The following is a 13,358-nucleotide window of genomic DNA, read 5'->3' as shown; positions in this document are numbered from 1 at the left end:
AACGAAAGTGGCAGTCGTCGGTGTCGTCCGGCGAATGTCGTTGGTCGTGCGAAACCGCGATGGGTGTTCGACGATGGAACTAGATTCCGACGAACGAGCCATGCTGAACGGCGAAGAAGGCCCCGCTAAACAGGTGGCGATGGATCTGCTAATCAGATACGGCGAAGCGCTCGGGGCTGACCGTCTCATCGATACGGACAACGTCGCCGGCGTCCCTGGAGCGGTCAATCAGTTCCTCGAGAACTACTACGAGGGCGCGAGTCACGACGAGATTTTTTCGCGCTACGATCTCGATAGCGATCGGGCCGTCGGCGTTCCCGATGCCGAGGTCGGTACGAGCCGGCTACAGGGGATGGTCGAACCGGAACATTGGGACGAACTGGGGACTAATCCGGAAAACGCCAGACTGGATCAAGAGAGCGAACAGTATGCCGCAGATCACGACGTCGAAATCCTGAAAACATGTACCCCGTATCATGCGGGAAACCTTCCGTCGTACGGAGAACACTGCGCGTGGATGGAGTCGTCAGCCGTGGTGTTCATCAACTCCGTCCGTGGCGCTCGAACGAACGTCGAGGGTCGCGAGAGCACAAGTGCCGCGATGTTGACCGGAAAGATCCCCGACTGGGGACTCCATCGTGAAGAGAACAGGTATGGAACCCATCGAATTGAGGTCGACGTTCCGGTTGATGACATCACGAACTGGGGAATGCTCGGCTATTTCGTCGGAAAACACATTCAGGAGGATATCCCCGTTCTGGTCGGTGAATACGGTAGCCCGAGTCGAATTGACCACAAACACTTCGGTGCTGCTGCAGCGACCTCTGGTGGAATCGAACTCTACCACGTCGTCGGCGAGACTCCCGAGGCAGAAACCGAGGACGATGCATTCGGCACACACGAACCAGAAGACGTCTATCTCTACGATGAGGAAGCACGTCGGGAGGTGTATCACGAACTCAATGCGATCGGCGACGACCGCGATGTCGACTTCGTAATGCTGGGATGTCCCCACTACTCGATAGAACAGGTTCGGACAGCGAGTCGTTTACTGGAGGGCAGAGAACTCGCCGAGGACGTGGAATTGTGGCTGTTCTCTTCCCGAGACGTACGGGAACAGGCCGAACAGGAAGGGCATGCGGACGTGATTCGAGCGGCAGGTGGTCAGATGATGACTGATACCTGCTCATCGATGAGTCAAGCCGTGCCTCCGGGGACGGACGTAGTGGCGCTCGATTCGGCTAAACAGGTCCATTACTTACCGGCTATCATGGATGTCGAGGCGTGGTTCGGTTCGACTGAAGAGGTAATCGATGCCGCTGTCTCGGGAACGTGGGACGGTGAGCAGCCATGACCGACGAGAAAATCGTTCTCGAGGGTCGATCGGTCGTCGGCGGCTACACCGAAACCAAAGCCATCGTGACCGACCAGACGATTTCCGGCTGGGGCGGTGTCAATCCGATGGAGGGGTCAATCATCGAGACACGGCACGAACTGCACGGCGAGTCGTTCACTGACAAGGTTCTCGTTTTCCGTGGTGCGAAGGGCTCCTCTGGCTGGTCCTCGATCTTCCATACGACTCGATTGGCCGATACTGCACCAGCTGCGATGGTCTTTGAAGAGACGACCACGAAAGTAGCGCTCGGGGCTGTAGTCACGCGCGTGCCGGCCGTGACTGACCTGGACAAAGATCCCACCTCAGTCATCGAGAACGGTGACATAGTGGCCGTCGACGGTGATGCGGGTACCGTAACGGTCACAAAACAGCCGGATTTCACTGATGATAGCTCTGAATAACCAGAATGTTTGATCGTAAATCAAGTACTGCCATCCCAGTTCGAAACTTGAGCATGGACGGTCAATAGAACCACACTACAATGACAGGAGACATTCAGACGTATACGGTATCCAAAGCGGAACAGGACGAAGAAACACACATCGAGACGGATATCTGCGTTCTCGGTGCAGGAATATCGGGGGTATCAACGGCCCTCGAGGCCGCTGAGGCGGGAGCCGACGTAGTGTTAGCTGACGCCTCGAAAGCGATCGGTGGTCAGGCCGTCGGCTCGATCATCGGGACGCTTATCGGGCTCTACTCCCACGGAGAAGACCCCTATCAGCTCACTCACGGCATAGCCGACGATCTAATCGAAGATCTGGAACCCGAAGGCTCGATCGAACGGATCAGTGCGCAGACCTCTGAGCTCTCGACGGTTCTGTTTCAGTACGACGAAGTCGAACTGCAGCGGTGGATGGAACGGAAGTGCGAGGAACTCGGCGTGAGACCGCTACTGGGTGCGATACTCACAGACGTCGACTTCGCGGACCGCACTGTGAATCACCTCGACTTCGCCACGCGGAACGGTCCCGTCAGAGTCGAAGCAGACGGGTTTGTCGACGCCTCCGGCGATGCGAGTCTCTGCTGGGAGGCTGGACTCGAACTCCGAGAACCCGACGAGCCGGTCTACGGCTCACTGAACTTCCTCATCGAGGGTTACGATACCGATGCAGTCGCTGATCTCTCGATGGAAGCGGTCCACGACCGACTTGCGGCAGTCGGCGAGGAGTACGGTCTCGTTCGTGAGGACGGACATCTGATGCACTTCTCCGAGAAGGACTTCATGCTGGCCAACATCACGCATCTGGAGACACCGCTAGATCCGCTGGGATACGGGGAGATGGTGTTCGAGGGGCGGGAACAGGCCGACAGGACGGTGGAATTCCTGCAAGTGGAGTTCCCCGACATTTTCGAGGGAGTGAGCGTTCGACGGTACGGGAACCCAGGGATTCGTCAGACGCGGTGGATCAAGAGCCGCGACCAGTTGACACTCGAGGACCTCCGGGAAGGATACCAGCCGGACGATGCCGTGGCGCGTGGCTCGTGGTCGGTTGAACTACACGACACGCCGGAAGACGTCCATTGGGAACATTTCGAAGACGGTCACGTCTACTACATCCCCCTCTCTTGTATGGTACCAGCGGGAGCGGATAATATCGTCACCGTGGGCCGTTGCGTCGACGCCGATACCCAAGCCCTCTCGGCGATTCGAGTAATGGGAATCTGTATCGGGATGGGTGCTGCAGCCGCACTCAGCCTCGATCTGGCAGGATCGGATCCGGTCTACGATGTCGATATGGACGAGCTTCAAGACCGGCTGTATGACAACCTCGAGCGAACAGATTGATCCCCTCCGTTTCGAGACGGGTCTCGGGGGGAATCAGCAGGTCAACACCGGAGAGAGCCGGTCCGAGTAGCCAAGACTCCGATCCAACCCTCGGGACGAATCGGTGGCTACTCCACTGAGACTTCGGTCATCGTTTACAGCATCGACAGAGCTATGTGGTCCAATATAGTCAGACGCCTATTCTCACATCGGGATATAGTGGCCCAGTGACACACTTTATCAATATCGTTGGTGTACGCCCACTATGGCACGGGACGAAAACAGAGGAGGGACCATCAAATCCGATGAAACGTTGTTCAGGATCATTGACGCGCTCAAGGAGACAGGCGATAGCGGCGTTACCGAACTCGCTGACCGTCTCGGTCTCGCCAAGAGTACAGTTCACAAGCACCTCGTGGGACTCGAGCGTAATCGATACGTCGTTAAGGATAACGGACGATATCGGCTTGGTCTCGAATTCCTTCATATCGGCGTTCATGTACGGAATCAGTACGAATTCTACCACGCTGCGAAGGACCAGATTGATAGGTTGGCCGAAGTGACGAACGAAGCCGCGTGGCTCATCGCCCACGAGAACGGGCTGGGGATATTTATTTACGGCGTTCCACACAACGAGTCCTTCACATTCGATTCGACGATTGGAACCTGGGCGTACCTTCACTCGAATTCGGCAGGAAAGGCGATTCTCGCACACCTTCCCGAGAAGGAAGTAGACGAAATCATCGATATTCGGGGACTCCCGGCACAGACCGAGAATACGATCACTGACCGAGACGAGCTGTTCAACCAGTTCGACACGATTCGTGAGCGCGGGTACGCGATGAACTTTCAGGAGGATCTGCGTGGCCTCCACGCGGTCGCAACACCGGTTATCAAAGACGACCGTCCGATCGCAGCCGTAACGGTCGCCGGTGCCGCAAACCGGCTGACGAGAGAACGGATCGAAGACGAACTCTACGAGGACCTACTCGAGACCGTCGACAACATCGAACTTCGTCTCGCCTACCAGTAATCGTTCCTCGCTGGAAGGCGTCGTCTTTCGTCGCCGTTTCCTCGCTGCAACGAGTATGTTGACGCTCGTTCGTCGCGGATCCTCTCGAAGTCGGAGCGACACCCTGGACCTTCCAAAGATATATGTGAGACAATGACAGAGATATTCGTGATGACAGTCGACAGCCTTCAGAAAGTAGCAGTGCTCGGTGCCGGCAGCATGGGCCACGGGATCGCGGAGGTCGCCGCGATCGGTGGCTACGACGTGACGATGCGCGACATCGAGGACGACCTCGTCGAAGAGGGGTATGAAAACATCGAGTGGAGCGTCGAGAAGCTCGCAGAGAAGGGGCAGGTCGACGAGTCCGCCGACGAAATTCTCGAGCGAATCGAGACGACGACGGACCTCGCCGACGCGGTCTCCGACGCCGACCTCGTCATCGAGGCCGTTCCCGAGCAACTCGAGATCAAGGAGGACACGTTCTCGTCGGTCGACGAACACGCTCCCGACCACGCGATTCTCGCATCGAACACCTCGAGTCTCTCAATTTCCGATATCGCGTCGGCGACGGATCGACCGGAGCAGGTCGTCGGACTCCACTTCTTCAATCCGCCGGTGAAGATGGACCTCGTCGAGGTCACCTATGGCGAGGCGACGAGCGACGAGACGGCTGAACGAGCCTACGAGTGGGTCCAGTCGGTCGACAAGACGCCGATTTACGTCCGCAAGGACGTCCACGGCTTCGTCGTCAACACCGTCCTCGTCCCGTTCATGGAGGAGGCCGCCTGGATGCTCTCGAACGACGAGACCACGATCCGGGAGGCCGACGCCGCGATGGTCTACGAACGGGGGTACCCGATGGGGCCATTCGAACTCAATGACTTCGGCGGCATCGACATCGGCTACCACTTCCGTTCCGAATCCGACCAGCCGGTTCCGCCGGTCGTCGAGGAGAAAGTCGAGAACGACCACCTCGGGAAGAAAAGCGGCAAGGGGTTCTACGAGTACGACGACGGTTACGGCGTCGACTACGAGCCCGAGGACGCCGGCAGCTACGACACCCTTCGAACGGAAGCCATCATGATCAATAAGGCCGCCTGGCTCGTCGGCAACGACGTCGCCATGCCCGAAGAGATCGACATCGGCCTGCGTCTGGGCGGCAGTTTCCCCGAGGGGATGTGCCGGCGCGGTGACCGCATCGGCCTCGACGTCGTCCTCGAGAAACTCGAGTCGCTCTCGGCGGAGTACGACGCGGCGCGCTACGAGCCCACCGACTACCTCGTCGAACTCGTCGAAGAGGGGTGGACGGGCGAGGACGCCGGGAAGGGATTCTACGACTACCGTGTCGACCCGCCGTACCATTACATTAACTGGGAGATCGACAACGACGGCGTCCTCGAGATCGAACTCGACCGTCAGGAGCGGATGAACTCGATGTCCGACGATATGTTCATGGAGATCGACCGACTCCTGACCGACATCGATACCGACGACGTCGGCTGTGTCGTCTTCTCGGGCGCCGGTGACAAAGCGTTCAGCTCCGGTGCGGACATCACCGGCTTCACGGCCGACGACCCCGCCGAGATCATGGATGTCGACGAGATGTTCCAGACCGTCTACGAGTTCCCTCGGCCGACCGTCGCGAAGATCGACGGCTTCTGTCTCGGCGCTGGCATCGAACTCGCACTGGCCTGTGACATCCGCATTGCGACCGAGGACTCGACGATCGGCACCCCCGAGACCGACCTCGGCGTGATTCCCGGCGGCGGTGCGACCCAGCGCCTCGTCCGTCTGATCGGCGAGGGCCGAACCAAGGAGATGGTCTACCGTGGGATGCAGTTCGACGCTGTCCAGGCCGAGGAGTGGGGCATCGTCAACCACGCCGTCGCCGACGACGAGTTCGACGACCGCGTCGGCGAGATAGTCGACGACCTCGCCTCCGGCCCGCCGGTCGCGCTCAAAGCCGCAAAGCAGGTCATCCAGGACGGCCAGGAGGCCAGCCTCGAGGCCGCACTCGGGATGGAAAAACAGGCGTTCGCCGTCCTCGCAACCACCGACGACATGCTCGAGGGCGTGACGGCGTTCAGACAGAACCGCGAACCCAACTTCGAGGGTGAGTGACCGTGCCGGCTTCAACGCGTAACGTCGCGATCGTCGGCGGCGGTACCTCGGAGTGGGGCGAGCGCGACGCGACGTGGAAAGACCTCGCTCAGGAGGGCGGGAAGGCGACCTTCGACGCCGTTCCCGGCGTCGGTCCCGACGATATCGAGGGGCTGTTCGTCGGCACGGTCCAGCCGGAGCGGTTCTCCTACCAGTCACACGTCGCTCCGATGGTCGCCGAGTTGCTCGGTATCGAGGTCACCGAGATGACCGCCCGGACCGAACTGGCCTGCGCCAGCGGCCAGGCCGCCCTTCGCTACGCCTGGCTGGCCATCGCCGCGGGACAGCTCGACACCGCGCTTGTGCTCGGCGTCGAAAAGATGAACCTCGGCCGCGAGCACATGCCGGAGATGCAGTCCTCGATGTCCAACGTCCTCGATCGAGAGTTCGACGGCGTCAACGGGCTCTCCGCGCCGCCGTTCTTCGCGTGGTACGCCCAACGACACATGCACGAACACGGGACGACCCGTGAACAGCTCTCGCTGGTCGCGGCCAAGAACAAGAGCCACGCCGCCAAGACGGACTTCGCACAGTACCGCTCGGAGATCGATCCCGAGGACGTCACGGAGTCGCCGAAGATCGCGCCGCCGCTGCACCTCTATGACTGCAGCGGGATCACCGACGGTGCAACCGGCGTGATCCTCATGAGCGAGGAGAAGGCTCGCGAGGTCACCGACACGGCGGCCTGGATCACCGGTAGCGGCCAGTCCTCGATGGCGGGCAACTCGATCAACAACCTGCCGTCGTTCTCCGGCTGGCCGCAGGCTCGTAAGGCCTCCCAGAACGCCTACGACCAGGCCGGCATCGAAGATCCGCTCGAGGAGATCGATATCGCCGAGATTCACGACTGTTTCTCGATCAGCGAGATCATCGAGTACGAGGAACTCGGCTTCTGTGAGCGCGGCGAGGGCGGGCAGTTCATCGAGGACGGGCGCAGCCACATCGACGGCGACGTCGCCGTCAACACCCGCGGCGGCCTCCTTGGTTGTGGCCACCCGCTGGGCGCGACCGGCGTCTCCCAGGCCCTCGAGGTCACCCGCCAGTTCAACGGCGACGTCGAGAACGATCGACAGGTAGACGACCCGACGACGGGTCTCATCCACAACTTAAGCGGCAGCGGCTCGGTCCACAGCGTGATGGTCTTAGACCGTGATCCACAATGACTGATTCAGACACCAACGGCGGCGACACCGAACGCGAGCGCGTCTCGGTCCCCGACGAGGTCGAACTCCCCCGACTGCTCGACTTCTACGAACTGCAGACCGAAGACCAGACCCGGATTCACGAGTTCTACGACAACCTCCGGGACGGACAGCTGACGACCACGCAGTGTCGCGACTGCGAGGAGATCCACTTCCCGCCCCGGATCGTCTGTCCCGAGTGCACGAGCGACGACCTCGAGTACGTCGACCTCCCCCACGAGGGAGAGCTGTACACCTTCTCGGAGGTTCGCGGCGGCCTCCCGATGGGACTGAGCGAGCACGACGTCCCCTACGTCGTCGGCGTCGTCGATCTCGGCCCCGTCCGACTCTCCGGTCGCGTCGACGACGCCGCCTACAGCGACCTCGAGATCGGTGACCCGGTCTCGCTGAAGATCGTCGAGATCGACGGCCCGACCGACGAAGAACGCGTCTTCTACCGCTTCGAACCGCAGAACGGTGATTCACGATGAAAGACTACGAACTCACGCTCCAGGTCATGCTCGAGCGGGCCACTGACCTGTTCGGCCACAAGGAAATCGTCTCGGAGCTGCCCGACGGAACGACCCACCGCTACACCTACGACGAGGCCTACGACCGGATCGGCCAGTTGGCTAACGCACTCGACGAACTCGGCGTCGATCGCGGCTCACGGGTGTCGGTGATGGCGATCAACCACTACCGCCACTACGAGCTGTACTTCGCTCCCTCGTGTAGCGGCCGGAGTATCCACATGACCAACCACATGCTCCCCGACGAACACCTCGTCGAGATCGTCAACGAGGCCGAGGACGAAGTCGTCTTCGTCGATCCCGAGTTCGTCGAGACCGTCGAGGCCGTCGCCGACGACTTCGAGACGGTAGAGCACTACGTCATCTTGGACGACGAGGTCCCCGAAACCGACCTCGAGCCGGTCGTCGCCTACGAGGAGCTCCTCGAGGGACAGGACACCGACTACGACTGGCCCGATATCGACGAGGACGAGGAGGCCGGCCTCTGTTACACCTCTGGGACCACGGGGCTGCCGAAGGGCGCCGCCTACTCCCACCGGGACCTCTACCTGCACTCGCTGACCCACGGTCACGTCGACGTCTTCGAGGTCGGCGAGAACGACGCCGTGATGCCCGTCGTGCCGATGTATCACGTCAACGGCTGGGGACTGCCTTACACGGCGACGCTTTCGGGCTCGAAGCTCGTCCTTCCGGGTAACAACACCGACGCCGAGGGGATCGCTCATCTCATCGATCGCGAGAAGGTGACCGTCACCGCTGCGGTGACGACGGTCTGGCTCGAGATGGCCGAGTTCTACGACCAGAACGAGGACGTCGAACTCGAGAGCCTCGATCGGGTGCTCATCGGCGGTACGTCGCCGCCGGAGTGGCTGATGGAGAAGTTCGACAAGGAGATCGACGCGCCGATCCACCAGGGGTACGGCATGACCGAGGCGGCGCCCCACCTCGTCAACACGATGACGACGACCGAGGTACAGGAACTCCCCGAGAGCGAACGCTACCAGCAGCAGATGAAACCCGGCATTCCCGCACCGGGCGTGCAGATCCGGCTGCGGACGCCCGACGGCGAGCCGGTCCCTCACGATGGCGAGTCGACCGGCGAGATCCAGGCGCGGTCGCCGTGGCTCATCGACGAGTACTACGCCTGCCCCGAGGAGACCGAGGCCGCGTTCACCGACGACGTCCCCAGGAGCAAAGCGACTGGGGAGCTGGAAGACTCGTCTTCCAAAAGCTGGTTCAAGACCGGGGACGTCGGCACCATCGACGAGTACGGCTACCTCGAGGTCGTCGATCGCCTCGACGACGTCATCAAGAGCGGCGGGGAGTGGATCTCCTCGCTGGAACTCGAGAACGAGTTGATGTCCCACGACGCCGTCGAGGAGGCGACGGTGATCAACATGGAACACGAGAAGTGGGACGAGCGGCCGATCGCGTACGTCGTCCAGCGAGAGGAAGTGACTGAGGACGAACTGAAGGAACAACTGCTCGAGCGGTTCCCGAAGTGGTGGCTCCCGGACGAGATCGTCTTCGTCGAGTCGATCCCGAAGACGACGACCGGCAAGTTCGACAAGAAGGTGCTTCGCGACGAGTTCAAGTCCGAACACGGCACCCTGCCGGTCGACGAGTAACGGCGGCAGCGGTCTGATCGGCGCTTTTAGTTTTTGTCCGTCCGCGTTTCTCGAGCAAAAGAACCCGATTCGATCTGTGATGGACTGCAGTGGACCTGCGACTAGTGTCGCAGGGTACGTCGGAAGAACTGCTCCATGTCGTTGAGGGAGGCAACTCGACCCTCCTGGACCCGTTCCTGTGGCGCGTTGGGCGACGGGCGACAGTGGACCGTTCTGGCAGTTCCCATCGCGGGTGGCTTGCTCGAGAGTGCCGAATAGACCGCCTCAGAGGAGTGCCCGAGCGACTCGAGTTCGTAGTACGTCGTATCGTGGCAGACGTCGAGGGCCCGCTCGTACATGAGTTCGCTCTGTCCGTAGCCGACGAGGTCGTCCTCGTTGCCGTGGTAGAGCAAGAGCGGTGGATCGTCGGGGTCCAGATATTCGACCGGGCTAGCGTACTTTCCGGCTTCGGGGTTCTCCGCGATGGGTTCCCCGACGAGCATCGATTCCGGAGCGTCCGCTTCCTCGTACGGCATCTCACTGCCCGGCGGTGCGGTTTCAACCATCTTGTGCAGCGCCATGATTCCGTACCAGGATGCCGCGGCTTGCACGTCGCTCGAGTACCCGGCGTACGGGCCATCGTCTGCGAACTCGTCGACGTCGTTCGTAACCCCGGCCAGCGCAGCGAGGTGGCCACCAGCGGAGACCCCCCAGACGCCGACGTTGCCTGCGTCGAGTCCGTACTCGTCCGCGTGGGCGCGGAGCCATCGGATAGCGGCGTTGACGTCGTAAATCTGTGCGGGGAAGAGCGCCTCCGAAATGAACCGATACTCGATACTGGCGACGGCGAATCCCTGCCGTGTGAAGTGCTCGAGAATCTCCTGGTCCGTCTCCTTCGTTCCGAACATCCACATTCCGCCGTGTATGTACACGAGTACGGGAACTGGATGGGAATTGCGTTGCTCCGGGAGATAGAGATCGAGACGCAGTTCCCCCTCTCCGTGGCCCTCGCGGTCGACTTCAGGCCGCTCAGCGAACGTGAGATTTTCGTGTGTTTCGATTCCGTTTGCGGGCGTAGCCGGTTTTCCCGCGACAGTCCCGACCGACAGCGCGAGCGCTGATCCAGCGGTACCGAGTCTTCGAAGCATCGATCTCCGCGTCGTTCCGTCACTTTCACTGTGATTTGTCATCGTCGGCGTGTATGCGTGATAACACCACACAAGTTAACGTTTGGTTTAATTATCAGCGCTTGCCGAGTCGCACGACCAATGAACGAATTCCGGACTCCGGTCTTGAGCAGTCGGCGCCGGACGCACCGGACCGAATTCCGGAACCGAGCGGGTCCACTCATCGAGAGCCGAACAACTCGGCGATAGCCCCCGTCGGCGATTCAGAATCGTGATCCGAGTCGGTTCGGATGGCTCGGGAGAATAGGGTTCGAAACCGACGATAAAAATAACCGGACGGAATCAGGCCGGAAGCTCGCGGCCGTAGAGACCGGTCGGTTTCGCCAGTAACACGACGACGACGACCAGCAACGCGGTCATTCCGCTGAGTCGCGGCGAGACCGCGGAGATGGTAAACACCTCGAGGAAACCGATGATGTAGGCGGCGATGACGCTGCCGCGGATCGAGCCGATCCCGCCGAGGATGACGATCGCGAACGCGATGACGAGCGGCGTCATCCCCATGTTGTACGACGCAGCGCGGAACGAGCCGTAGAGCACACCGGCGGAGCCGGCGAGGAGTCCTGCGACGCCCCAGGTCAGCAGCGTGACATTGTCCGTCTTGATACCGACCAGTTCAGCTCCCTTCACGTTCATACTCGTCGCGATGATCGCCTGACCGTGTTTCGTGTGGTTGACGAAGACGAACAATCCGCCGATAAACACCCACGAAAGGATGAATATCAGCAGGTTGTTATACAGGAACGAGACGCCGGCGATCGACGTGCTACCGGCGAGCAACGACGGTACGGATCGCGGCTCGGACCCGATTCCTGCACGGAATCCGTACTCGATGACGAACCAGGCCAACAGCGTCAGTATCAACACGTTCACCGGGTCCTCGATGTGTCTGACGAAGACGCGATAGAGCGCGAGATGGAAGAGCGCGCCCGTAATGGTCCCCGCCAACAGTCCGAGCCAGACGCCACCCCCCAGGCTGGCGACGAACCAAGCGGTAAACGCTCCGATGGTGATCGTCCCACCGTGTGCGAGGTTCGCCTGCCCGGCGACGCCGAAGATAAGGGTGAACCCCACCGCGATGAGCGCGTACAGCGAGCCGAGGATGACCGTGTTGGCGGCGATGCCGACGATATCGACCATGGATTAGAACCACTCGGGCTCCTGGTAGTCCGATGTCGCCAGGTCCTCGGGGTGGATGACCTGCTGGATACCTTCGCCGTCGTCTTCCTCCTGCCACTGGAAGTTGATCCGCTGGAGGTACTCCTCGCCGAATTTCGCGTCGTGTGGGAACTCGTGATCCTCGTCGTTGAACTCGATCAGGCCGCGCGTCCCCTCGTAGGATGCGTCGGCCAGCGCCGGAACGATCTCCTCGGAGTCGGTCGTCTCTTCTTCTTCGACGACTTCGGCCCACATCATGATCGCGTCGTACGTCGCGTACGAGAAGGCGTCGTTCGGATAGACGTCGAACTCGTCGTGATAGCGCTCCGCGAAATCGGTCGTCTGATCGGAGAGATCAGCGGTGTGAACTGCGGGCGCGTTACTGATCGCGTACTGGTTGTCGCCATCGAACGCCTCGTAGGCTCCCGGATCGATGATCTGAGAGATCTGCCCGCACATCGCGAACTCCCGTTCCTCCTGGCGCCACTGGATCATCGCCGGACCGGCGCTGTGGGCCTGTGCCATGACGACGGCGTCGGCGTCCTCGCTCTCGATATTGTCGAACAGCGGCGTGAAGTTCTCCGTGTCCGCCGGATACCGCTCGTTGGACAGGACCTCGAGACCTTCGTCTTCGAGCAAGTCGGGGAGCACGTCCGTAAACGACTGCGTCCACTCGAACTCCTCGTTGAGCAACGCGACCCGCTCCCAGTTCCCTTCGTCTTGCATGTGACCGGCCAGATCGGCGATCGACGCGATCCAGTGGGTCGCGTTCCCGTACGGGCGGAACTGGTACTTGTACCGCTCGTAATCGTCCGCGAGCATTTCGGCGATCGTCGGCGAGGTGTGGCCGCCGCTCAGGTGGATGACCTCGTGGTCGGCGATATCCGACATGAGACCGGTCATCACCTCCGTGTTGAACACGCCCGCGGTCACGTCGACGTTTTCCTCGACGACGAACTCGAGGTACCGATCCGCGGCGGTCGAGGAATTTCCCTGCGTGTCCGCCACGAGCAACTCGACGTCCTCACCGAGGACACCACCGTCGTCGTTGAGGTCGGAGACGGCCAGTTCGGCAGCCTGCTCCTGTGCGGTCCCCTGGGGAGCACTTCCGGGATCGTACGCGAGGAGGCCGATTTTGATCTCGTCGTCGTCACTATCGCCCATCCCACCGATACAGCCGGCGAGCGAGGCGGTTGCACCGACACCGGCGAGACCGACGAACTGCCGTCTGTTCATTCTTCGAGAGTTTCCTGTGGTATGTATTTTATTGCCACGCATATGAAGCGAGTGTCGCTAGCATCAAATAAATGTATCGGAAGATAGGGGACGACGTCGAGGTACGTGCCGGTAGCGCGGAGT

Annotated in this window: 12 protein-coding genes; 9 read left to right on the top strand and 3 right to left on the bottom strand. The window is 60.9% G+C overall.

The features are described 5' to 3' along the window. Window positions 1-73 precede the first annotated feature (73 nt). The 8 genes from ACSFC7_RS26665 (at window position 74) to ACSFC7_RS26630 (ending at window position 9,675) form a co-directional block, all read left to right on the top strand. On the top strand, window positions 74-1,354 hold the full coding sequence (locus ACSFC7_RS26665) for an aconitase X (RefSeq protein ID WP_436348369.1): 1,281 nt from the start codon (window positions 74-76) through the stop codon (window positions 1,352-1,354). Beyond that, window positions 1,351-1,797: an aconitase X swivel domain-containing protein gene (locus tag ACSFC7_RS26660; protein WP_436348367.1), complete on the top strand. Its 447-nt coding sequence runs from the start codon at window positions 1,351-1,353 to the stop codon at window positions 1,795-1,797. The genes ACSFC7_RS26665 and ACSFC7_RS26660 overlap by 4 nt, the downstream gene beginning before the upstream one ends. An 80-nt stretch (window positions 1,798-1,877) precedes the next feature. Further along, the gene (locus ACSFC7_RS26655) at window positions 1,878-3,185 is read left to right on the top strand and encodes an FAD-dependent oxidoreductase (RefSeq protein ID WP_436348366.1); all 1,308 of its coding nucleotides are present in this window, start codon (window positions 1,878-1,880) and stop codon (window positions 3,183-3,185) included. Between the two features lie 244 nt (window positions 3,186-3,429). Beyond that, the gene (locus ACSFC7_RS26650; protein ID WP_436348365.1) at window positions 3,430-4,197 is read left to right on the top strand and encodes an IclR family transcriptional regulator; all 768 of its coding nucleotides are present in this window, start codon (window positions 3,430-3,432) and stop codon (window positions 4,195-4,197) included. A gap of 150 nt (window positions 4,198-4,347) precedes the next feature. Then, window positions 4,348-6,297 (top strand): 3-hydroxyacyl-CoA dehydrogenase NAD-binding domain-containing protein, encoded by a 1,950-nt coding sequence (locus tag ACSFC7_RS26645; RefSeq protein ID WP_436348364.1) that lies wholly within the window; start codon window positions 4,348-4,350, stop codon window positions 6,295-6,297. A gap of 2 nt (window positions 6,298-6,299) precedes the next feature. Then, window positions 6,300-7,499, top strand: coding sequence for a thiolase C-terminal domain-containing protein (locus ACSFC7_RS26640; RefSeq protein ID WP_436348363.1), 1,200 nt, complete (start codon window positions 6,300-6,302; stop codon window positions 7,497-7,499). Then, window positions 7,496-8,008 (top strand): Zn-ribbon domain-containing OB-fold protein, encoded by a 513-nt coding sequence (locus ACSFC7_RS26635; protein ID WP_436348361.1) that lies wholly within the window; start codon window positions 7,496-7,498, stop codon window positions 8,006-8,008. The genes ACSFC7_RS26640 and ACSFC7_RS26635 overlap by 4 nt, the downstream gene beginning before the upstream one ends. Continuing rightward, entirely contained in the window at window positions 8,005-9,675 is a 1,671-nt protein-coding gene (locus ACSFC7_RS26630; RefSeq protein ID WP_436348359.1) for a long-chain-fatty-acid--CoA ligase, read from the top strand. The genes ACSFC7_RS26635 and ACSFC7_RS26630 overlap by 4 nt, the downstream gene beginning before the upstream one ends. Before the next feature lie 101 nt (window positions 9,676-9,776). Here the strand turns inward: ACSFC7_RS26630 and ACSFC7_RS26625 are convergent, their stop codons facing one another. Beyond that, entirely contained in the window at window positions 9,777-10,643 is an 867-nt protein-coding gene (locus tag ACSFC7_RS26625) for an alpha/beta hydrolase fold domain-containing protein (RefSeq protein WP_436348733.1), read from the bottom strand. Between ACSFC7_RS26625 and ACSFC7_RS26620 the strand changes: the two genes are divergently transcribed. Next, entirely contained in the window at window positions 10,575-10,775 is a 201-nt protein-coding gene (locus ACSFC7_RS26620; RefSeq protein WP_436348734.1) for a hypothetical protein, read from the top strand. The genes ACSFC7_RS26625 and ACSFC7_RS26620 overlap by 69 nt on opposite strands. A 348-nt stretch (window positions 10,776-11,123) precedes the next feature. On the opposite strand, the gene ACSFC7_RS26615 is transcribed toward ACSFC7_RS26620, so the two are convergent. After that, window positions 11,124-11,981, bottom strand: coding sequence for a branched-chain amino acid ABC transporter permease (locus ACSFC7_RS26615; RefSeq protein WP_436348357.1), 858 nt, complete (start codon window positions 11,979-11,981; stop codon window positions 11,124-11,126). A 3-nt stretch (window positions 11,982-11,984) separates the two neighbouring features. Further along, window positions 11,985-13,235: an ABC transporter substrate-binding protein gene (locus tag ACSFC7_RS26610; protein WP_436348356.1), complete on the bottom strand. Its 1,251-nt coding sequence runs from the start codon at window positions 13,233-13,235 to the stop codon at window positions 11,985-11,987. Window positions 13,236-13,358: the final 123 nt, after the last annotated feature.

Source organism: Natronorubrum halobium, assembly GCF_051351675.1.
Taxonomy (GTDB): domain Archaea; phylum Halobacteriota; class Halobacteria; order Halobacteriales; family Natrialbaceae; genus Natronorubrum.
Note: the sequence above shows the minus strand (reverse complement) of the source record. Positions and strands in the feature narration are given on the sequence as shown.

What these genes read in the sequence shown, in the direction of transcription:
- ACSFC7_RS26660 (WP_436348367.1), top strand. Translation starts at nt 1,351, where the DNA reads ATGACCGACGAGAAAATCGTTCTCGAGGGTCGATCGGTCGTCGGCGGC.
- ACSFC7_RS26635 (WP_436348361.1), top strand. Translation starts at nt 7,496, where the DNA reads ATGACTGATTCAGACACCAACGGCGGCGACACCGAACGCGAGCGCGTC.
- ACSFC7_RS26615 (WP_436348357.1), bottom strand. Translation starts at nt 11,981, where the DNA reads ATGGTCGATATCGTCGGCATCGCCGCCAACACGGTCATCCTCGGCTCG.
- ACSFC7_RS26630 (WP_436348359.1), top strand. Translation starts at nt 8,005, where the DNA reads ATGAAAGACTACGAACTCACGCTCCAGGTCATGCTCGAGCGGGCCACT.
- ACSFC7_RS26650 (WP_436348365.1), top strand. Translation starts at nt 3,430, where the DNA reads ATGGCACGGGACGAAAACAGAGGAGGGACCATCAAATCCGATGAAACG.
- ACSFC7_RS26610 (WP_436348356.1), bottom strand. Translation starts at nt 13,235, where the DNA reads ATGAACAGACGGCAGTTCGTCGGTCTCGCCGGTGTCGGTGCAACCGCC.
- ACSFC7_RS26655 (WP_436348366.1), top strand. Translation starts at nt 1,878, where the DNA reads ATGACAGGAGACATTCAGACGTATACGGTATCCAAAGCGGAACAGGAC.
- ACSFC7_RS26645 (WP_436348364.1), top strand. Translation starts at nt 4,348, where the DNA reads ATGACAGTCGACAGCCTTCAGAAAGTAGCAGTGCTCGGTGCCGGCAGC.
- ACSFC7_RS26665 (WP_436348369.1), top strand. Translation starts at nt 74, where the DNA reads ATGGAACTAGATTCCGACGAACGAGCCATGCTGAACGGCGAAGAAGGC.